Raw genomic sequence first — 19,704 nt, 5'->3', positions numbered from 1 at the left:
GGGACCGGTCTACACCAAACCCGCGAGGCGAACGAATGCTCCTTAGCGTGCCGAGCTCGGACCCGCGCCGCGGCTCGGACCACGACCACCACCGCCGCCGCCAGCCGGACGACCACCGCCGCCCTGGCCGGCGGGACGACCACCGCCCTGGGGACGACCGCCGCCGCCACCCTGGCCACCACGGCTAGCACCCGCATAGTTGCGCCCGGTCGTACCGGTCGCCCTAGGCGAATGCGTCGCGCGCGGCCGTGCCGGATCGCGCGGACGGTCGATCCGGACCTCGGGGTCGGCGCCCATCGTCTTCACGCGCGTCTGCTTGATCTGGTTCGACAGGTTGACGAAATCGTCCGGCAGCGACCGGACCTGGACCTTCTGACGAGTGATCCGCTCGATGTCGCGCAGATAGGCCTTCTCGTCATCGGCGCAGAACGCGACGGCGATGCCGCTGGCGCCCGCACGCGCGGTACGGCCGATGCGGTGGACATACTGCTCGGCGACGTTCGGCAGCTCGAAGTTGATGACGTGCGAAACGCCCGAGACGTCGATGCCGCGTGCGGCGATGTCGGTCGCGATCAGGACCTTGACCTTGCCCTGCTTGAACTCGCCGAGTGCCCGCTCGCGCTGGCCCTGGCTCTTGTTGCCGTGGATCGCGTTCGAGGCGATGCCGTTGCCGGCCAGCAGCTTCACGACGCGGTCGGCGCCGTGCTTGGTACGCGTGAACACGAGCGCGCGGTCGATCGCCGGATCGGCCAGCGTGATCGTCAGCAGCGCCTGCTTCTCCGACTGGTTGCAGAAGGTGACATACTGGTCGACGCGCTCGGCAGTGGTCGCAGCCGGCTTCACCGACACCGTCTTCGGGTCGAGCAGGAACTGCGAGGCGAGCTCACGGATCGCAACCGGCATCGTCGCCGAGAAGAACAGCGTCTGGCGCTTCTTCGGCAGCATGCGAACGATCTTCTTCAGCGCGTGGATGAAGCCGAGGTCCATCATCTGGTCGGCCTCGTCGAGCACGAGGATCTCGATCATCGACAGGTTGCAGAAGCCCTGCTCGATCAGATCGATCAGGCGGCCCGGCGTGGCGACGAGGATGTCGACGCCGCGGCTCAGGTCCTGGCGGTTCTTGTTGATGCTGGTGCCGCCGAACACGGTCGTCACCGACATCTTGCTGAACTGGCCATAGGCGCGCGCGCTGTCGGCGATCTGGCTGGCGAGTTCGCGCGTCGGTGCGAGCACCAGCATGCGGCAATGCGTCGGCAGGACACGCTTCTGGGTCTCTGTCAGGCGCTGGATCGACGGCAGCACGAACGCCGCGGTCTTGCCGGTGCCGGTCTGCGCGATGCCGAGCAGATCGCCGCCCTCGAGCAGGATCGGGATCGACTGTGCCTGGATCGGCGTCGGCTCGGTATAGCCCTTGGCTTCGAGCGCACGGACGAGCGGCTCGGCAAGGCCGAGGTTTGCAAATGACATGGATAGTCTCTCAAATAGATGCCGGGCTCGCGAATCCACACAAGGACGCGCGAGGGGCGGTGGTGTTTTGACACCCCGCGTGAAAAGGGAAGCCCGTTGGAAACGACCGAGGCGGAGCTAAGACCGGCTAGGGTCCAATCACGCTGCATTACGCCTCGATAGCGGCCATTTGGCGTATCACGGTCGAAAAGTCAACCTTCGGCCCCTTTTTGCACCCATGGTTGGGTCAACGGCGGATCTGGCCGAGGTGCAGATAGCGCTCGTTGAACTCGGCGGCATCGCGCAGGCGGGGCCAGTCGATCACGCTCACCTGGCGCTTCTTGCGCGCGATCAGGCCGTCGGTCTCGAGCGATTTCAACACGCGATTGACGTGGACGGGGGTGAGCCCGAGCGCATCGCCCAACTGCTCCTGCGTCATCGGCAACTCATACGCCATCGCATCGGCGAGCGTCGATTTCTGGAATCGAACGGAAAATTCGCACAGCAGATGCGCCAGCCGGCTGCGCGCATTGCGCCGCCCGACATTGAGCAGCCACTCGCGGTGGATCGACGATTCGACCAGCGCGTCGATCCACAGGGCCTGGCCCGCTGCCGGGCACGCCTCGATGAAAAGACGCAGCGCCGCGATCGAGACTTCGGCAAGCGTCAAGCGGGTCAGCGCCTGGATATCGTGATCGGATTCGTCGAGGAACAGGTTCTGCAGATCGACGAACTCGCCGGGCAGGAGGATCGACACGATCTCCCGCTCGCCGTTCGGCGTCAGCTTCTGCCGATAGGCAAGCCCATCCAGAATGAACGCGCAGCGCGTCGGGCGCTGGCCTTCGCGCAGCATGTAGGTCGACGCATCGATCGTCCGGACCTTGAACGGCAACGCCGCGATCTGCGCGCGATCGTCCGCACCCATCGCCATCCGCGATTCGAATTTCCGTAACACTTTTTCCGTCACGGTGGAGATATCCACGTGCACTCTCCGCATCCGGTGCAGGAGCACTCGTTTCTCGCTGTCACCCTCTCTGAGATAGCGCGTTGCAACACTACGCACCTTATCCCAGGATTGGGCGAGGCGACAAAACCCATGTTATGACAATTACGTGCGCCAACGCGGGGCGTGTGGCGAGAAGTAGAACCGACCGTTCGGCTAATTCGTTTCGTCGATCGTTACCATGACCGTCAGCAGGACGCTGCCCTGCTCGTTGCGCACCGATACGCTGAACCGAGCGCCGTCGCGTGCGATCCCCGGATGATCGCTCAGATAGTCACCCGCGAAGATCACTGCCTGAACGCGGGCTTCCTCGTCGTCCGCGAGGTTGGTCCCGTCGTCGTCGTTGACGTGTTTATGGTTGTCGATATCGAAGAAGTATCTGGGCATGCTCACCTTCCTCGACCGTTATGTGAGTTCGAACCTATCAGGTCGCCATAAGCTCCGCTCTTACCAATATCAGGTTTGCTGCGCGGTGGATGCTCGACTTGAACTCCGTGACGGGCGTAGGATGCGTCCAAACATACAGAGGATCCGCCCGATGAAACTCGCCAGCCTGAAGCATCCCGACGCCACCCGCGGGCGAGACGGCAAGCTCGTCGTTGTCTCCAACGACCTCGCCTGGTACGCCGATGCGAGCCACATCGCGCCGACGCTGCAGGCCGCGCTCGACGACTGGGACCGGCTCTCGATCGACCTCAAGAACCTGTCGACCGATCTCGAGCACGAGATGATCCCGATGCGGCGCTTCCACGAGCATGACGCCGAGTCGCCTCTGCCGCGTGCTTATCAATGGGCGGATGGCTCGGCCTACGTGAACCATGTTGCGCTCGTGCGACAGGCGCGTGCGGCGGAAATGCCCGACAGCTTCTGGCACGATCCGCTGATGTACCAGGGCGGCTCGGACGGGTTCCTCGGGCCACGTGATCCGATCCCGCTCGCCGACGAGTCCTGGGGCTGCGACATGGAGGCCGAGGTCGTCGTCGTCACCGGCGACGTGCCGCTCGGTGCGAGTCGCGACGAGGCGCTGGCGGCGATCCTGCTGGTTGGGCTCACCAACGACGTGTCCTTGCGCAACCTGATTCCCGGCGAGCTCGGCAAGGGCTTCGGCTTTTTCCAGTCGAAGCCGGCCAGCGCGTTCTCGCCCGTGTTCGTCACCCCCGATTCGCTCGGCGACTGGTGGAAGGACGGCAAGCTGCACCGCAAGCTGATGGTCGACCTCAACGGCCAGCCGCTCGGTCGCGCCGAGGCTGGCGAGGACATGACGTTCGACTTCGGCACGCTCGTCGCCCACGCCGCCAAGACCCGGAAGCTCGGCGCGGGGACGATCGTCGGATCGGGCACCGTCTCGAACCGCGGCCCCGATGGCGGCCCCGGCAAGTCGGTAGCCGAGGGCGGCGTCGGCTATTCCTGTCTCGCCGAAGTGCGGACCATCGAAACCATCCAGGGCGGCAAGCCCGTCACGCCGTTCCTGAAGCAGGGCGACGTCGTCCGTATCTGGGCGGAAGACGACAAGCGCCATCCGATCTTCGGCGTGATCGAACAGACCGTCGGCGGCTGACTCTCTGCGGAGGGGGAGAAAAAATCCGCGCGGCACATCGTGAATGCGCAACTCCCCCTCGCAATCTGCGTTGAAATTTAATAACAAGCCTCGGTAAGAGTGTTCCGCGGTCACAGCGGCCTCATGGAGATGGAATGACGATGGCAAGCGAGCATCCGCGCGCCAATTTGCAGCCACTTACGCTGCATATCCCCGAGCCGAAGTTCCGCCCCGGCGACGCGGTGGACTTCGCCGAAGTCGACGTGCCGCCCGCCGGCGAGGCACGCCGTCCCGACACCGCGGACAAGGCGTCCGACTTCATCGATCTCGCCTATACGCTGGTCCGCGTGCTCGACGACGACGGCAACGCGGTCGGCCCTTGGGACCCCAAGCTTTCGCCTGACGTGATGCGCCGCATGTTGCGCAGCATGGCGCTGCTCCGCGCGTTCGACGAACGCATGTTCCGCGCACAGCGGCAGGGCAAGACCAGCTTTTACATGAAGGCGCTCGGCGAGGAGGCGGTCGCGGTCGCCGCGGCCTACGCTCTCGATTACGAGGACATGTGCTTCCCCTCGTACCGCCAGCAGGGGCTGTTGATCGCACGGGGCTGGAGCCTCGTCGACATGATGAACCAGATCTATTCGAACACGGCTGATAGGCTCGGCGGCAAGCAGTTGCCGATCATGTATTCGGTTAAGGAAGCCGGCTTCTTCTCGATCTCGGGCAACCTCACGACGCAATATCCGCAAGCGGTCGGCTGGGCGATGGCGTCCGCCGCCAAGGGCGACACGCGCATCGCCGCGACCTGGTGCGGTGAGGGCTCCACCGCGGAAGGCGACTTCCACTCCGCCTGCACGTTCGCCGCGGTCTACCGCGCGCCGGTCGTTTTCAACGTCGTCAACAACCAGTGGGCGATCTCGAGCTTCTCTGGGTTCGCCGGTGCCGAGGCGACGACGTTCGCGGCACGCGCAGTTGGCTACGGCATCGCCGGGCTCCGCGTCGACGGCAACGACGCGCTGGCAGTCTATGCCGCGACCGAATGGGCCGCGGAACGCGCGCGCACCAATCAAGGGCCGACGCTGATCGAGCACTTCACCTACCGCGCGGAAGGCCATTCGACCTCCGACGATCCGGGCCAGTATCGCAGCGAGGGCGAACCCAATGCCTGGCCGCTCGGCGACCCGATCAAGCGTCTGAAGGATCACCTGATCGCGATCGGCGAATGGGACGACGAGCGCCACGCCGCGCAGGACAAGGAACTCGCCGAACAGGTGAAGGCCGCGCAGAAGGAAGCCGAGAAGAACGGCATCCTCGGCCACGGCCTGCACCAGCCGCTCGAGTCGCTGTTCGACGGCGTGTTCGAGGAACTGCCCTGGCATCTGAAGGAGCAGCGTCAGCAGATGCTCGACGAGGAAACGGCCAGCGGCCGTCCATGGGATCGCAAGGCATGAGCGACATGATCGAAGCACCCGAGTCCGAAGCAACGGACGCCGAACCCACCACCCGCATGAACATGATTCAGGCGATCAACTCCGCCATGGACATCATGATGGAGCGCGACCCGGACGTGATCGTCATGGGCGAGGACGTCGGCTATTTCGGCGGCGTGTTCCGCGCGACCGCCGGGCTTCAGGCCAAGCACGGCAAGACCCGCGTGTTCGACACGCCGATCACCGAATGCGGCATCATCGGCGTCGCGGTCGGGATGGGCGCGTACGGCCTGCGTCCCGTCCCCGAGATCCAGTTCGCGGACTATATCTACCCCGCGCTTGATCAGCTCGTGTCGGAGGCCGCACGCCTCCGCTACCGTTCCGCCGGCGAGTTCACCTCGCCGATCACGGTGCGCTCGCCCTTCGGCGGTGGCATCTTCGGCGGCCAGACGCACAGCCAGTCGCCGGAGGGGCTCTTCACCCACATGTCCGGCATCAAGACGGTGATCCCGTCGACGCCCTACGACGCCAAGGGCCTGCTGATCGCCGCGATCGAGGATAATGACCCGACGCTCTTCTTCGAGCCAAAGCGCATCTACAACGGCCCGTTCGACGGCTATTGGGATCGCCCGTCGCAGAACTGGTCGAAGCATCCGGCCGGCGAAGTCCCGACCGGCTACTACAAGATCGAGCTCGGCAAGGCGAAGATCGTCCGTGCCGGCGAGGCGCTCACCATCCTCGCCTACGGCACGATGGTCCACGTCTGCGCCGCCGTCGTTGCCGAAGCCGGGATCGACGCCGAGATCGTCGACCTGCGTACGCTCGTGCCGCTCGACATCGAGACGATCGAGGCGTCGGTGAAGAAGACCGGTCGCTGCATGATCGTCCACGAGGCGACGCGCACGAGCGGCTTCGGCGCGGAGCTGTCGGCGATCGTCCAGGAACGCTGTTTCTACCATCTCGAGGCGCCGATCGAGCGCGTGACCGGGTTCGACACGCCGTACCCGCACAGCCTCGAATGGGCGTATTTCCCGGGGCCGGTTCGCATCGGCGAAGCCCTGAAAAAGATCATGAAGGACGCATAATGGCCCGCTTCACCTTCAAGCTGCCGGATATCGGCGAAGGCATCTCCGAGGCTGAGATCGTCGCATGGCACGTCGCCATCGGCGACCGCGTCGAGGAGGATTCGCCGATCGCCGACATGATGACCGACAAGGCCACCGTCGAGATGGAATCGCCGGTGACGGGCGTGGTCGTCGAACTCGCGGGCGAAGTCGGCGACCAGGTCTCGATCGGCGCCGCGCTGGTGGTGATCGAGACGGACGCGGTCGATGCCGCGGACGAGGTCGTCGCCGCACCGCTTACGTCGGCGCAGGCGGAAACAGCCGAACAATACGAAGCCGAGAACCCGGGCGTCGAAATCCTCCCCGAAACGGGGAGGGGGACCGCCGGCGAAGCCGGGGGTGGAGGGGGCGTGCCGCAAACGACCCCGCCGGTGAAGGATACTGCGCCGGTGGGTATGTTCCCGCAGGCCGTCCCGCCCGTGGAAGCCCCCCTCCACCATCCTGCGGATGGTCCCCCTCCCCGTGCCGGGGAGGATAAGGCGCACGCGCTCGCATCCCCCGCAGTCCGCGCCCGCGCCCGCGATCTCGGTATCGACCTAGCCTCGGTAAAAACCGACTCCGACCGAGTCCGCCACGCCGACCTCGACGCCTACCTCCGCTACGGCTCGGGCGAGGGCTACCACCCCCCGCACGCATCGCGCGCTCGCGAGGACCAGCCCATCAAGGTCATCGGCATGCGTCGCCGCATCGCCGAAAACATGGCCGCCTCGAAGCGCGCGATCCCGCACTTCACCTATGTCGACGAGATCGACGTCACCGCGCTGGAGGCAATGCGCGCCGACCTCAACGCCAATCGCGGCGGCCGCCCCAAGCTGACGATGCTGCCGCTGATGATCGTCGCGATCTGCAAGACGATCCCCGAATTCCCGATGCTCAACGCGCGCTACGACGACGAGGCCGGCGTGGTCACGCGCCACGGCGCCATCCACCTCGGCATGGCCGCGCAGACCGACGCCGGGCTCACCGTCCCCGTGATCCGCGACGCGCAGGACCGCAACGTCTGGCAGCTCGCCACCGAGATAACCCGCCTCGCCGAAGGTGCGCGCGCCGGCAAGCTCGCCCCCAGCGAAATGGGCGGCGGCACCATCACGGTAACCTCGCTCGGCCCGCTCGGTGGCATCGCCACGACCCCGGTGATCAACCGCCCCGAAGTCGCGATCATCGGCCCCAACAAGATCGTCGAGCGCCCGGTGTTCAAGGGTGACGAAGTGGTTCGCGCGAAACTGATGAACCTGTCGATCAGCTGCGACCACCGCGTCGTCGACGGCTGGGACGCGGCAAGCTTCGTCCAGGGGCTCAAGAAGTACCTCGAAACCCCCGTCCTTCTCTTCGCCGACTGAGCGAGAATGAAGGGCATGCACCGCGGCGATCTGACGATCGAGGGTAAGTTCACGGGCATGCTCGACGGCACCGCGATCGTCCCGGCCGGCGCCACCGCCGAGATCGCCGGGATGATCGACGGCACGCTGATCGTCGAACCCGTCGCGATCGTGCTCGTGAGCGGCATGGTCGACGGCGAGATCATCGATCGCGGCGGGCATATCACCGTGACCGGCATGGTCAGCCGCTAACCGCCACGCGCCTACGCCGCAGACGTGAAGTACCCAGACAATCCTCCCCCGCCAGGGGGAGGTGGCAGGCAAAGCCGGACGGAGGGGGCGGCAAGCGGAGCCGCTGTTCAGGTCCCCCTCAACCCGAGTCACCCGCGAGCTTTCTGCAAAGACCCCGCGATCCGCCGCGCGATACTCCGCGGCGTAAACCGTATCCCCTCGGCCATCGCGAAATTCAGCGCACCCGACACCTTCACCGCCCGGTTTGCCGCCAGCGCCGCCAACCCGTCGCGCACCACCACCGCCGGATCGCTCGCCAGTCGCTCGAACAGCGCGGTATCGCCGAGCCCCGCCACATCGGCGAACTCGGTCCGCGTCGGCCCGGGGCACAGCGCCGCCACGCGCACCCCCTTGCCCTTCACCTCCTCGTGCAGCGCTTCGGAAAAGCTCAGCACGAACGCCTTGCTCGCGTAATAGACCGCCATCCACGGCCCCGGCTGGAACGACGCGACCGAAGCGAGGTTGAGGATCCCGCCCGATCTACGCGCGATCATCTGGGGTAGCACGGCATGCGTCAGCGCCACCAGCGCACGGCAATTGAGGTCGATCATGCCCAGTTGCAGCGCGCTATCGAGCTCCGCGAAATCGCCCCGTGCACCGAACCCCGCGTTGTTGACGAGTATGTCGATCGGCAACGCGGCGGCTGCGATGGCAGCAATGAGCGTGTCCGGACCAGCCTGATCCGCAAGATCGGCGGCAAACACATGCACCGTGACGCCGTGCGCCGCACGCAGTTCGGCCGCCAGCGCCTCCAACCGATCGACCCGACGCGCCGTCAGGATCAGGGCATTGCCCTCGGCCGCAAGCGCCCGCGCAAAACCTTCGCCCAACCCCGCCGATGCGCCGGTGATCAAAGCCGTCGTCATAGCCCCGCACTCCTATCCTAGGAGCTGTGAACCTGCGCCGCCGCCAATGTCTTGGCAACTACACCCTCTCCCATCGGGGAGAAGGAAGGGGCTCGCGGCGTCTTCGCCGTGGGAAGGGTGAGGGCACGCCACGTCGGTGCGCGCGTCAAACGATCTCGAACAACCCCGCCGCGCCCATGCCCCCCGCGGTGCACATCGACACCACGACATAGCGCACCCCGCGCTTGCGTCCCTCGATCAGCGCATGCCCGACCAGCCGCGATCCGGTCATCCCGAACGGGTGCCCGACCGCGATCGCGCCGCCGTTGACGTTGTACTTCTCCGGATCGATCCCGAGGAAATCCCGACAATAGAGGCACTGCGACGCGAACGCCTCGTTCAACTCCCACAGCCCGATGTCACCAACCGCCAATCCCGCCCGCTCGAGCAGTTTAGGAATCGCGAAGATCGGCCCGATCCCCATTTCCGCCGGGCTGCACCCCGCCGCCTGGAACCCGCGATAAATGGCCAGGATGTCCTTGCCCTCGGCCTCCGCGGTCCTGCGATCCATCAGCAGTTGCGCCGACGCGCCGTCGGAAAGTTGGCTCGCATTGCCCGCAGTCACGCTCGACCCCGGCCCGGAAAAGTCGCCGCCCGGCCACACCGTCTTCAGCCCGCGCAATCCCTCCAGCGTCGTCCCCGCGCGAATACCCTCGTCCTGCGACAAGGTGACGCTCTCGATCCCGGCATGCGCGCCCTGCTTGTCGTAGAGTGCCTTCTCGACCGTGATCGGCACGATCTCCTCTGCAAATGCTCCGCTCGCCAGCCCCGCGGCAGCGCGCTGCTGGCTCATCGCGGCGTATGCGTCCTGCGCCTCGCGGCTGATCCCGTATTTCTCCGCGACGATCTCCGCGGTCTCGATCATCGGGATATACGCCGCCGGCTCCTTCGCCACGACGCTCGCATTGACGAAGCGTGGCGCGTCCTTCGTCACGGTATAGCTGATCGACTCCATCCCGCCCGCCAGCGCGACATCCGCCTCGTCGCACATGATCGTCCGCGCCGCGAGCGCCACCGCGGTCAGCCCCGACCCACACTTCCGGTCGAGCGTGAACGCCGGCACCGACTCCGGCAGCCCACCCGCGAAGATCGCCATCCGCCCGGCGTTCCCGCCCTGTGTACCCCATTGGTTGCCGACACCCCAGAACACCTCGTCGATCCGCGCCGGATCTACCCCTGCGCGTTCAACGACTGCGTTCATGACATGCCCCGCCAGCACCGGCGCCTCGGTCGCATTAAACGCACCCCGATACGCCTTGCCGATAGCGGTACGGGCGGTCGAGACGATGGCGGCTTCACGCATGCTGGAACCTTTCGAGGATCGGGTATGCACTCGACCTAGGCGTTCCGGCGCGGCGGCGAAACCCCTTAAGGAACGCGCGCGAGCCATCCCCCGATAAATCCGGCACGGTCCAGCCCGCGTCGGATATGCGGGTTCCGCCGCATCGTGTTCCAGACCATGCCGGTTCGCCAATTCTCTATCATCGCGACGATCGGCCCCTGGTCGATCCCGAGATAGTCATTGTCGACCCAGCCCACGCCGGGCACGATCCGGCCATGCTTCAGCGGCTCGCCCATCTCGGTCAGCGTCGGGTTGAAGGCGTCAAAGAACCCGTATTTGCCGTATATCCCCTTGCCGTAGCGGTCATGCATCGCAGTGATCGCGGGGATGACGAGATCCGGCGCAAACACGATCGATCCGACCGCAGCGGTAGGCGCGAGCGTACCGTCGTCGCGCGCGCCGGGCCCGCGTTCGGAGTAACTGAAGAATTCCCGCGCGCGCCCGCCGATCGTCGCCTTGAAGTCGCCCGGCCCGTCGCACGCGGTCAGTCCCCAGATGTCGGGGCCATAGCCCGCGAACCCGCCCGCATTGGCGATCGCATAATCGCGCTGTGCGATCGTCGCACGCTTGCTGTTCTCGAAATAATCGATGCCCTTGGCCGCGATATACGCGTCGCGGATGCCGCGAAAATCGACCCAGACGTGGCTGTACTGGTGCACGAACATCGGCGGATAGTGGAGATGATCGCCGCGCCACGACGGTTCGAATTTCGCGGTCAGCGCCCCCCAGGTCGACGGCGGCAGCGGATGCGTCGGCGATCCCAGCGCGAGCAGATACATCAGCATCCCCTCGTTGTAGATATTCCAGTCGCTCGGGATGAAGCCGCTCTCGGGATGCCAGCCCATCGACAGGAACGGCGCACGCGGCGTGATCCACGTCCAGTCGACCGCGCCATAGATCTGGTCCGCCAGCGCGCGGATCCGCTGTTCCTCGGGGTGATCGCCGTCGAACCAGCTCTGCGCGAACAGCATCCCGCCCAGCAGCAGCGCGGTATCGATCGTCGACAGTTCCGCGCGGGCGAACCGCTGGCCCTTGGTGATGCCGAGAAAGTGGTAGAAGAATCCCTTGTATCCGCTGTTGCCGGTAGGCTCGGGGCCCATCGGTGCGATCGCGAAGAACTCCATCGTCGCCAGCGTCCGCTTGCGCGCCTGTTCGCGCGTGATCCAGCCGTTGACGACGCCGATCGGATAGGCGGTCAGCGCGAACCCGACCGCGGCGATCGACGAGAAGGACGGCGTCGGCCAGCGATCGAGCGCCAGCCCGGTGACCGGGTCGGTCGTGTCCCAGAAATACAGGAACGCACGCTCCTGCAGATTGTCGATCAGCGGGTTGGCGGACGGCGGCGGTGCACGGGGCGCCGTGCCTGTAACGCTCTCGATCGCCTTGACCAGCGGCCGCCCGACCGATGTGCATCCCGCGGCAAGTCCACCGAGCGAGATTGCCCCGGTGCCGAGAAACTGCCGTCGATCGAGCATCCGAACTCCTGATCAGGGTACGCCACGACCATGAGGTCAGGCGGGCGACTGGAAGGGTCGCCCGTCCTTAACGCATCAGAACCTGTAACCAACCCTGAACTGGATCCGCCGCGGGAGGGTCAGCGTGCTCGTGCCGATCCGTGCAGGCTCGAGCGGATCGGTCGCCTGACCGGTCGCGGGGTCGATCGTGTTGTTGAACGAGGCGTCGAACCCTTCGAAGTTCTTGTTGTTGAACGCGTTGAGCAGGTCGACCGCCGCCTCGAACTGATCCTCCTTGCCGAGCACGCTGAAGCGCTTGGCCAGCGTCAGGTTGACCTCGCAATAGGCGAACACGCCCTTGATGCAGTTCTTCCGCGGATAGCGCGCGGTGAAGCGGTTGAAGCCCGAATCCGCGCCGTTGGTCGCATCGGTGACCTGGAACGCCTGGCCGCTGCCCAGCGTGTTCAGCATCGAGAACTGGAAGCCGAGCGGCAGGTCGACCATGCCCGAGATCACCACCCGGTGACGTTCGTCGCCGGCACGCGGGCGCCAGCCATAGGCGTCCGGCGTGATCGCATCGAGGCTGAACAGGTCGCCGCCGTTCTGCTCGCCCTTCGAGAAGGTGTAGGCGACGTTCAGGCCCCAGCCCGAAGACTTGGTGTAGTTCTTGTCGAGCGTGAAGTAGATCGCCTTGTACCGCGTATCGAGTCCGTCGAGGCCTACGATCGCGTTCGCATAGCCGAACGGTTGCAGCGGCGCGGTGTTGCAGCAGCCACCGAGCCCGTTGAGCGTCCGCGTCGCGAAGATGTTGGTATAGCCGTTGCGCCCGCGGATGTAGGAGGCGGTTAACGCGGCCTGGAAGATCCCGACCTTCTGGCGAATACCGATGCTCGCCTGGTCGTTGACCGGTGGGCGCGCGTCGTTCTTCACCGCGAACAGTTCCGGCAGCCCTTGCGTCGAAGTGGCGGCGAGCTGCAACAGCCCGTCGCGCGTCAGATAGGCGGGATTCCACTGGACGGTCGGCAGGCCCTCGCGCGGCGCGCCGTTCGGCGAGAAGCGGAACACGCCGATCGGGTTGATCGTGCGGCTGAGCTCGTCGACCGTGTTGTTGAAGTTGTTGCGATCGTAATAGCGCCCGATCCCGCCGAAGATGACCGTCGTCTGGTCGTCCTTCAGATCGTACGAAAACCCGAATCGGGGTGCGATCGCGCCAGCGAACGGACTGCGGTTGCTGCCGTCGGTGATGTAGTTTTCTGGATCGAAATACGACGTCGTGGGCAGCGCGCGCAGCGCCGCGGCGGCGTTGGCGGGCGTACGATACTCGTTGTTGAAGCCGTTCGTTTCGTAATCCCAGCGGACGCCGACGTTGAGCTGGAGCTTGCTCGTCACGTCCCAGTCGTCCTGTGCGTACAAGCCGATCTGCGAGTTCGAGGCGAGGATCTTGCCGCTGCCGAGGCCCAGTCGTGCTTCGGCCGGCGACGCGAAGGTCAGCCCGTTCTGCGGCTCGCGCCGATAGGTGTAGCGCGGCTGGATGAACGACTGGTTGTCGAACTCGATATCGGTGATCTCGACGCGGGCGCCCGCCTTGAACGAGTGGTTCTGAAGGCCGGTGTAGGTGACGTCGTCGCGCAGCGTGTAGCCCTGCTGGACCTCGCGGCGGGTCGAATCCTTCCCGCCGAAGATGATCACGCCGTCATAGTCGTAGGTCGGGAGGTCGGGGTTGAGCGACGTCGGATTGAACGTGTAGCTCAGGTAGTTGGCGTTGAACTCGTTGATGAAGTTGCCGCCGGTATAGGTCCATTTGTACAGATACGTGTCGACGACGTTGATCTTGTTCTCGGCGTTTTCATACGACACGTTGCCGCCGAAATTCTGGATGTCGGTTTCCTGGCGACGGCTGAACGACAGGTCCATCACCTGGTTGCTGTCGGGGGTCAGCGTCAGCTTGCCGAAGTAGAAATCGCCACGGAACGGACTGACGAACGCGCCTTCGAAGTCGCTCAGGCGACGCCCGGAATTGGCCTCGAAATCGGCGACCGCCGCTGTCGATCCGGTGCTATCGACGTTGAACGCGCGATCCTGGTCGTTGCCTTCGTAGGTCGCGAAGAAGAACAGCTTGTCCTTGATGATCGGGCCGCCGAGCGACACGCCGTATTGCTTGCGCCTGAAGGCGGGTTCGGGGCGGTTGTTGGCCTTGTCGAGGTAGGATTTCTCGCTGAGGCTCTTGTCGGTATACTGGCCGAACGCCTCGCCGTGGAACTCGTTGGTACCCGACTTGGTGACGGCGGTGATGATCGCCGCGCCGGCCTGCTCGTATTCGGCCTTGTAGTTCTGCGTCAGGACGCGGAATTCCTGCACCGCAAGCTGGCCGAACGGGTTGCCGCGACTGTTCTGCTGGCCGGCGACGCCGCCCTCGCGCAGCTTGTTCTTCAGGCTGACGCCGTCGATGAACACGTTGACCTGGCTGGCGGTCGACGCGCCCGACTGGAAGCCCTTGTTGGTCTCGCTGTCGTTGTATTTCACGCCCGGCGCGAGTGCTGCGAACGACAGGAAATTGCGATCGGTCTGCGGCAGGTTGCGGATTTGCTGCTGGCTGACGTTGGTCGCGACTTCGCTGGTCCTGGTCTCGACCAGTCGCCCGCCGGTGACCACGATCTCCTGGCCGTCGCCGGTGGCCGGAGCCGAGTCGCCGGTCGTGGCGCCGGTTGCGTCGGTGTTCGCAGCCGGCGCCGCCGCCGCCGGTGCAAGCGTCGCGTCGAGCGTCGCGGACTGGCCGATCGAGACGATGATACGCTGTACCGATACGTCGCCGTTCGTACCCGTGACGGTGATCGTGTACTGCGCCGGCCGCAGCCCGTTGAGGATGTAACTCCCGTTCGCTGCCGTCACCGTGCGGAAGCTCTGGTTGGTCCCCCCGTTCACCGCCACCACGGTAGCGCCGGCCACCGCCGCGCCCGCCGCATCGCGGACCTGTCCGCGGATCGCGGCGGTCGTCGTCTGCGCGGTCGCGGTGGTCGGCAGGGCGACTGCCGATCCGAGGATCGTCGTCGTCACCAGCGCAGCGCGCAGCGCTGCGACTATCATGGTCTTCATGTCGAATAGTCCCCTGTGCTGGCCGGGATCGGCATATGGCTGGGCACAACCGGGGCGGTCCTGCCGATGGCAGTGCCCGATGCTGCTGTTCGCGACGGTCGCGACCCCATGCCCTGACCTCTCCCCTAGCCGTTTCCCATGAAACGGCCCCGGCGCCATGATCTTCGTCGCGCGGCCGGGATGGACGCTCTACGCCCGCTTTCAGAACTCTGCCAATGGCTCGTGCGCGTCGGACATGGATTCGGCGACGGTCCGTGTCATAATCGCCACAATACATGTTTCTAGCGCCATATTCGACAGTAACGAGGTTGAAGATGATCACCGATTTCCCGAGTTGTTCCGGCTTAAACGTCACCCGCGACGCGCATGTCGCGATCGTCACGTTCGCGCGGCCGCCGCACAACTTCGCCGATCTCGCGCTGATCGAAGCGATCGCGGCTGCGTTCGCCGCCGCGGATGCCGACCGCGAGGTGCGCGCGATCGTCCTGCAATCCGAGGGCAAGGTGTTCTGTGCGGGGGCGGATCTCGTCAACGCCAATCCGGTCGCCGCGGAGCGGGCTGAGGGCGAGCGCAACCCGTTCTACGTCGCCGCCGCCAAGCTGTTCGCGGTCGAGACGCCGGTCGTCGCGGCGATCCAGGGGGCGGCGGTAGGGGCTGGCCTCGGCCTAGCGCTCGTTGCCGATTTTCGCGTGGCCTCGCCCGAGGCGAAGTTCGTCGCCAATTTCGTCCAGATCGGCTTCCACCCCGGCTTCGGTATCTCCGCGGTGCTGGAACGCGTGATCGGTCGCCAGCGCGCGCTGCTGATGACCCTGACCGCGCGCCGTATCCGCGCCGAGCAGGCGGAGGCCTGGGGGCTGGCGGACGCAGTCGTTCCGGCGGACCAGTTGCGGGCGGAAGCGCTGTCCCTCGCAAAGGAGATCGCGGCGGGTGCGCCGCTGGCGGTCGCCTCGACCCGAAAGACGATGCGCGGAGACCTGTTCGCGCTGGTCCAGTCACAGACCGATCACGAACTCGCCGAACAAGCCTGGTTGCAGAAGACCAACGACTTTGCGGAAGGCGTCCGGGCCGTCAGCGAGAGGCGGCCGGGAAATTTTACAGGCACCTAAAAACGTGTTCCCCCGCGAAGGCGGGGGCCCAGACTGGGCTACCGCCTTCGCGGTAGAACACGCTTGAAGCGGGGCCGCCCTTCACTTCATCAAGACAAGCTCTTCCGCCATCGTCGGATGCAGCGCGACGGTCGCGTCGAAATCGGCCTTGGTCAGCCCGGCCTTCACCGCCACCGCAGCCGATTGCAGGATCTCGGGACAGTCCGGCCCGATCATGTGGATGCCGACCACCCGGTCGGTCTCGCCATCGCAGATCATCTTGTACAGCGACCGCTCGTTGCGGCCCGCCAGCACGTTCTTCATCGGCCGGAAGTCGCTCGAATACACCCTAACCGAGCCAAGTGCTTCCCGCGCCTGCGACTCGGTCATGCCGACGCCGGCCATCGGCGGATGGCTGAACACCGCGGCGGGGACGTTGGCGTAATCAACGCGGGTTGGCTTGCCGCCGAAGAAGGTGTCGGCAAACGCCTGCCCCTCGCGGATCGCGACCGGGGTCAGCTGGATGCGGTTGGTGACGTCACCGACCGCGAAGATCGAGTCGCAGCTCGACCGGTTGTCCTCATCGACGATCACCGCGCCAGCCGCGTCCATCTCGACGCCACCGGTGTCGAGCCCGAGGCCCTTGGTATTGGGCAAACGACCCGTCGCGAACATCACCAGGTCGACGACGATCGGCTCATGCCCGCTCATCTTGACCGTCAGGCAGCCATCCGAATCCTTCTCGATGCTCTCGAACGCAGCGTTGAAGCGAAAGTCGATGCCCTTGCTCATCGAGATTTGGAGCAGCCGGTCGCGGATCGATTCGTCATAGCCGCGCAGGATCACGTCGGTCCGGTTGACCAACGTCACGTGCGATCCGAACTGGTGGAAGATCCCGGCGAACTCGTTGGCGATATAGCCCGCGCCCGCGATCAGCACGCGCTTCGGCACGTCGTCGAGATGGAAGACCTCGTTCGAGGTGATGCCGTGCTCGGCGCCGGGGAACTCGGGCACCAGCGGATGCGCGCCGACCGCGATGAGGATCTTCGCCGCCGTCTTCGTGGTGCCGTCAGCGAGCGTGACTTCATTCGGCCCGGAGACGACCGCGCGCTGGTGGATGATGTCGACGTGATTGTTCTGCAGCGTGGTCGTGTACGCGCCGTTGATCCGGTCGACCTCCTCCATCACGTTGTCGCGCAACGTCGGCCAGCTGAACGCGCAGTTATCTGGGACCTGCCAGCCAAAGCGCTTCGCATCCTTCAGATCCTCGGCGAAATGCGCGCCGTAGATCAGCAGCTTCTTCGGCACACAGCCCCGGATGACGCAGGTGCCGCCAACCCGATACTCCTCCGCGACCGCGACGCGCGCACCGTGTGCGGCGGCGACGCGCGACGCACGCGTGCCACCCGAGCCTGCGCCGATGACGAACAGGTCATAGTCGAATTGGGTGTCGGTCACGGATTTGGTCTCGGTCACGGGCAGTCCTCGTAGGTCGCGTGCCGCGGGGCGGCTTTGCATGCCATCTGGGGCAGGGGGCGCGAGGCGGCAACCCCGGCGCGGCGATCACGCTGATCGGCTCAGCCTATCGCTGCCCCGCCTTGCGCATCGGCATCGCATCGATCGTCGCCTCCAGCGCGGCGGCGGGGAAGGGGTTGGCACTCCGCAGTTTTTCGCCACCGTCCTTGCCAATGAGGATCGCAGTGAAGCTGGCGGGGAGACGGTATTTGCGGCGTATCGATGCGGCTGGGTCGCTCGCGCCGCGAACCGTGTCGCCGACGACCTCGACGATGGTGAGGTCCCGAGCGGCGGCGTTGGTTTTCCACCCGGCGAGGATGCGCCGTTGTTCGGTGAGTGATGCGTCATCGGCGACTGGGGCGGACACGATCAACACACGCCGCTCCCATTTCATCTGCGCGACGGTGGGTGAGGCTGCGAGCGCGATGGCAAGAAGTAGAGGCATGAGAATGTAACGCCTCAGCCTCTCCAGTTCTCCCGCGCCCTGTAGTTCTCCCGCGAAGGCGGGAGCCCAGGATCACAAGAGCTGTGGGTGGTATCCTGGGCCCCCGCCTCCGCGGGGGAACAAGAAAGAGGTTTCTCTCGGAATTACCCAAAAGCGCGCTTGATCAGATCATCCGTCGAAGGATCGAACGTCTGCCCGCCCTTCTCCGCCGCCTTCGCCATTTCCTTGCCCAGCTCGACTCCGAACTGATCGAACGAATTGATCCCCAGCAGCACGCCGTTCACGAACACCCGATGCTCATAAAACGCGATCAGCGCCCCAAGAGTCCGCGCATCCAGATCGTCCAGCAACAGCGTCGAAGACGGCCGATCGCCCGAATAGCTCCGCGCCGGATCCTCGACCTGCTTGCCCGCCATCAGCGCAGCCCCCTGCGCGAACGCGTTGAGCAACAGCGCCCGATGATGCTCCTCGGGCAGCGTATCGCCCGGCTCGATCACCGCGATGAACTCGACCGGCACCAGATGCGTGCCCTGGTGCAGCAACTGGAACACCGCATGCTGCGCCTCCGTACCGACGCCACCCCAGGTGATCGCCGCCGAAGGCCGCCCAAGCGGCTGCCCGTCGACCGTCACAGACTTGCCGTTCGACTCCATCTCGAGCTGCTGGAGATAGCTCGGCAGCAACCGCAACCGCTCGTCATACGCGAACGGCGCGCGCGTCTCGGCATGGCGGATCTGCGTGTAATACAGGTCCGCAAACGCCGCGAGCGCCGGCGCGTTCTCGTGGAGCGCCGACAGCCGGAAATGCCGATCCATCTCGGCCGCACCCTCGAGCAGTTCCTCGAACCGGTCCCAGCCCAGCGCGATCGCCGCCGGAAAACCGATCGTCGACCACAACGAATACCGCCCACCGACGCTCTCCGCGAACGGCAGGATACGCGTTTCGTCGACGCCCCATTCCATTGCCTTCTCGGGCGACGCGGTCAGCGCGATCACCCGGCCATACGGATCCTCAACATTGTGCTCGGTCATCCACTGCAGCACGCTTTCGGCGTTCATCAGCGTCTCAGTCGTGGTGAACGTCTTCGACGCGACCACCAGCAACGTCGCCGCCGGATCGAACTTCGCGAACACGTCCTCCAGCGCGACGCCGTCGACATTCGCGACGATCGCCACGTCGTACCTTTTGTCGTCACGCCCCAGCGCATCGACCAGCAACTGCGGCCCCAGCGCCGACCCACCGATCCCGACATGCAGGATATGCCGCACCGGCCCGAGCGCCTCGGCCTCGATCGCGTCGATCAGCGTCCGCATCCGCTGGTGGCTGGCCTGCGCGATCGCGACGCTCTCGGGCTTGCCCTCGCCGCGCTCGGCGGTGTGCTCGACCGCGCGGCCCTCGGTGACGTTGACGACCTCGCCCGAGAACAGCGCCTGGCGCTTGCCCGACAAGTCCTGCGCCTTCGCCATTTCCTCGAACGCCGTCACCATGTCCGTCGTCAGGTGAGTCTTCGACCAGTCGAAGTGGATCCCCGCGACGTCGAGGCTCAGCTTCGAGAGGCGCTCCGAGTCCGCCGCGAACAGGTCGGTCAGCTTGGTGGCGGGCAGGGCTTCGATCTTGGACCAGTCGGCGGTCATGCTGCTTCTCCGAATAGACGTGCGCGCCGGTCATGCTGCAAGCGCGAGACCGCGACAACGCTCTTTCGGTGACACGTATCC

General features: G+C 65.6%; 16 protein-coding genes. 6 read left to right on the top strand and 10 right to left on the bottom strand.

The window, feature by feature from the left end; translation table 11 throughout:
- Nucleotides 1-42: 42 nt before the first annotated feature.
- From AC1MH0_RS08865 to AC1MH0_RS08855, 3 genes are all read right to left on the bottom strand, one after another.
- On the bottom strand, nucleotides 43-1,467 hold the full coding sequence (locus AC1MH0_RS08865) for a DEAD/DEAH box helicase (RefSeq protein ID WP_480965571.1): 1,425 nt from the start codon (nucleotides 1,465-1,467) through the stop codon (nucleotides 43-45).
- 226 nt (nucleotides 1,468-1,693) lie between these two features.
- Nucleotides 1,694-2,428 carry a Crp/Fnr family transcriptional regulator gene (locus AC1MH0_RS08860; protein WP_480965570.1) on the bottom strand — a complete coding sequence of 245 codons (735 nt, stop codon included), beginning with the start codon at nucleotides 2,426-2,428 and terminating at the stop codon, nucleotides 1,694-1,696.
- A 177-nt stretch (nucleotides 2,429-2,605) separates the two neighbouring features.
- On the bottom strand, nucleotides 2,606-2,836 hold the full coding sequence (locus tag AC1MH0_RS08855) for a DUF6894 family protein (protein WP_480965569.1): 231 nt from the start codon (nucleotides 2,834-2,836) through the stop codon (nucleotides 2,606-2,608).
- A 151-nt stretch (nucleotides 2,837-2,987) separates the two neighbouring features.
- Here AC1MH0_RS08855 and AC1MH0_RS08850 point away from each other — a divergent pair, with 151 nt between their 5' ends.
- The 5 genes from AC1MH0_RS08850 to AC1MH0_RS08830 all read left to right on the top strand — a co-directional run bounded on the left by AC1MH0_RS08850 (nucleotide 2,988) and on the right by AC1MH0_RS08830 (nucleotide 8,111).
- Complete coding sequence (locus AC1MH0_RS08850) at nucleotides 2,988-4,007, top strand: fumarylacetoacetate hydrolase family protein (RefSeq protein WP_107954629.1); 1,020 nt, start codon at nucleotides 2,988-2,990, stop codon at nucleotides 4,005-4,007.
- A 140-nt stretch (nucleotides 4,008-4,147) separates the two neighbouring features.
- Nucleotides 4,148-5,437 (top strand): thiamine pyrophosphate-dependent enzyme, encoded by a 1,290-nt coding sequence (locus AC1MH0_RS08845; protein WP_480965709.1) that lies wholly within the window; start codon nucleotides 4,148-4,150, stop codon nucleotides 5,435-5,437.
- Nucleotides 5,438-5,493: 56 nt separating this feature from the next.
- Nucleotides 5,494-6,501: an alpha-ketoacid dehydrogenase subunit beta gene (locus AC1MH0_RS08840; protein ID WP_056053047.1), complete on the top strand. Its 1,008-nt coding sequence runs from the start codon at nucleotides 5,494-5,496 to the stop codon at nucleotides 6,499-6,501.
- Nucleotides 6,501-7,880: a dihydrolipoamide acetyltransferase family protein gene (locus AC1MH0_RS08835; RefSeq protein ID WP_480965568.1), complete on the top strand. Its 1,380-nt coding sequence runs from the start codon at nucleotides 6,501-6,503 to the stop codon at nucleotides 7,878-7,880. The genes AC1MH0_RS08840 and AC1MH0_RS08835 overlap by 1 nt, the downstream gene beginning before the upstream one ends.
- 6 nt (nucleotides 7,881-7,886) lie before the next feature.
- A complete protein-coding gene (locus tag AC1MH0_RS08830; protein ID WP_480965567.1) occupies nucleotides 7,887-8,111 on the top strand; it encodes a hypothetical protein in 225 nt (74 codons plus the stop codon).
- A gap of 128 nt (nucleotides 8,112-8,239) precedes the next feature.
- Here the strand turns inward: AC1MH0_RS08830 and AC1MH0_RS08825 are convergent, their stop codons facing one another.
- The 4 genes from AC1MH0_RS08825 to AC1MH0_RS08810 all read right to left on the bottom strand — a co-directional run bounded on the left by AC1MH0_RS08825 (nucleotide 8,240) and on the right by AC1MH0_RS08810 (nucleotide 14,944).
- Nucleotides 8,240-9,016, bottom strand: coding sequence for an SDR family NAD(P)-dependent oxidoreductase (locus tag AC1MH0_RS08825; RefSeq protein WP_480965566.1), 777 nt, complete (start codon nucleotides 9,014-9,016; stop codon nucleotides 8,240-8,242).
- Between the two features lie 145 nt (nucleotides 9,017-9,161).
- Nucleotides 9,162-10,358, bottom strand: coding sequence for a thiolase family protein (locus AC1MH0_RS08820; protein WP_480965565.1), 1,197 nt, complete (start codon nucleotides 10,356-10,358; stop codon nucleotides 9,162-9,164).
- Nucleotides 10,359-10,423: 65 nt separating this feature from the next.
- Nucleotides 10,424-11,872 (bottom strand): glucoamylase family protein, encoded by a 1,449-nt coding sequence (locus AC1MH0_RS08815; protein ID WP_480965564.1) that lies wholly within the window; start codon nucleotides 11,870-11,872, stop codon nucleotides 10,424-10,426.
- A gap of 75 nt (nucleotides 11,873-11,947) precedes the next feature.
- Complete coding sequence (locus tag AC1MH0_RS08810) at nucleotides 11,948-14,944, bottom strand: TonB-dependent receptor (RefSeq protein ID WP_480965563.1); 2,997 nt, start codon at nucleotides 14,942-14,944, stop codon at nucleotides 11,948-11,950.
- A gap of 314 nt (nucleotides 14,945-15,258) precedes the next feature.
- Here AC1MH0_RS08810 and AC1MH0_RS08805 point away from each other — a divergent pair, with 314 nt between their 5' ends.
- Nucleotides 15,259-16,050, top strand: a complete 792-nt coding sequence (locus AC1MH0_RS08805; protein WP_480965562.1) for an enoyl-CoA hydratase/isomerase family protein — start codon at nucleotides 15,259-15,261, stop codon at nucleotides 16,048-16,050.
- An 81-nt stretch (nucleotides 16,051-16,131) separates the two neighbouring features.
- On the opposite strand, the gene gorA is transcribed toward AC1MH0_RS08805, so the two are convergent.
- The 3 genes from gorA to pgi form a co-directional block, all read right to left on the bottom strand.
- Nucleotides 16,132-17,505 (bottom strand): glutathione-disulfide reductase, encoded by a 1,374-nt coding sequence (gorA, locus tag AC1MH0_RS08800; RefSeq protein WP_480965561.1) that lies wholly within the window; start codon nucleotides 17,503-17,505, stop codon nucleotides 16,132-16,134.
- Between the two features lie 106 nt (nucleotides 17,506-17,611).
- Nucleotides 17,612-17,989, bottom strand: coding sequence for a DUF4174 domain-containing protein (locus tag AC1MH0_RS08795; protein ID WP_480965560.1), 378 nt, complete (start codon nucleotides 17,987-17,989; stop codon nucleotides 17,612-17,614).
- A gap of 143 nt (nucleotides 17,990-18,132) precedes the next feature.
- Entirely contained in the window at nucleotides 18,133-19,623 is a 1,491-nt protein-coding gene (pgi, locus tag AC1MH0_RS08790) for a glucose-6-phosphate isomerase (RefSeq protein WP_056489844.1), read from the bottom strand.
- Nucleotides 19,624-19,704 lie beyond the last annotated feature (81 nt).

Source organism: Sphingomonas sp. AP28, from assembly GCF_056680455.1.
Note: the sequence above shows the minus strand (reverse complement) of the source record. Positions and strands in the feature narration are given on the sequence as shown.

Coding starts and splice junctions, on each gene's coding strand:
- AC1MH0_RS08865 (WP_480965571.1), bottom strand. CDS start 1,467: ATGTCATTTGCAAACCTCGGCCTTGCCGAGCCGCTCGTCCGTGCGCTC.
- AC1MH0_RS08855 (WP_480965569.1), bottom strand. CDS start 2,836: ATGCCCAGATACTTCTTCGATATCGACAACCATAAACACGTCAACGAC.
- AC1MH0_RS08850 (WP_107954629.1), top strand. CDS start 2,988: ATGAAACTCGCCAGCCTGAAGCATCCCGACGCCACCCGCGGGCGAGAC.
- AC1MH0_RS08845 (WP_480965709.1), top strand. CDS start 4,148: ATGGCAAGCGAGCATCCGCGCGCCAATTTGCAGCCACTTACGCTGCAT.
- AC1MH0_RS08840 (WP_056053047.1), top strand. CDS start 5,494: ATGAACATGATTCAGGCGATCAACTCCGCCATGGACATCATGATGGAG.
- AC1MH0_RS08835 (WP_480965568.1), top strand. CDS start 6,501: ATGGCCCGCTTCACCTTCAAGCTGCCGGATATCGGCGAAGGCATCTCC.
- AC1MH0_RS08830 (WP_480965567.1), top strand. CDS start 7,887: ATGAAGGGCATGCACCGCGGCGATCTGACGATCGAGGGTAAGTTCACG.
- AC1MH0_RS08825 (WP_480965566.1), bottom strand. CDS start 9,016: ATGACGACGGCTTTGATCACCGGCGCATCGGCGGGGTTGGGCGAAGGT.
- AC1MH0_RS08820 (WP_480965565.1), bottom strand. CDS start 10,358: ATGCGTGAAGCCGCCATCGTCTCGACCGCCCGTACCGCTATCGGCAAG.
- AC1MH0_RS08815 (WP_480965564.1), bottom strand. CDS start 11,872: ATGCTCGATCGACGGCAGTTTCTCGGCACCGGGGCAATCTCGCTCGGT.
- AC1MH0_RS08810 (WP_480965563.1), bottom strand. CDS start 14,944: ATGAAGACCATGATAGTCGCAGCGCTGCGCGCTGCGCTGGTGACGACG.
- AC1MH0_RS08805 (WP_480965562.1), top strand. CDS start 15,259: ATGATCACCGATTTCCCGAGTTGTTCCGGCTTAAACGTCACCCGCGAC.
- AC1MH0_RS08795 (WP_480965560.1), bottom strand. CDS start 17,989: ATGCCTCTACTTCTTGCCATCGCGCTCGCAGCCTCACCCACCGTCGCG.
- pgi (WP_056489844.1), bottom strand. CDS start 19,623: ATGACCGCCGACTGGTCCAAGATCGAAGCCCTGCCCGCCACCAAGCTG.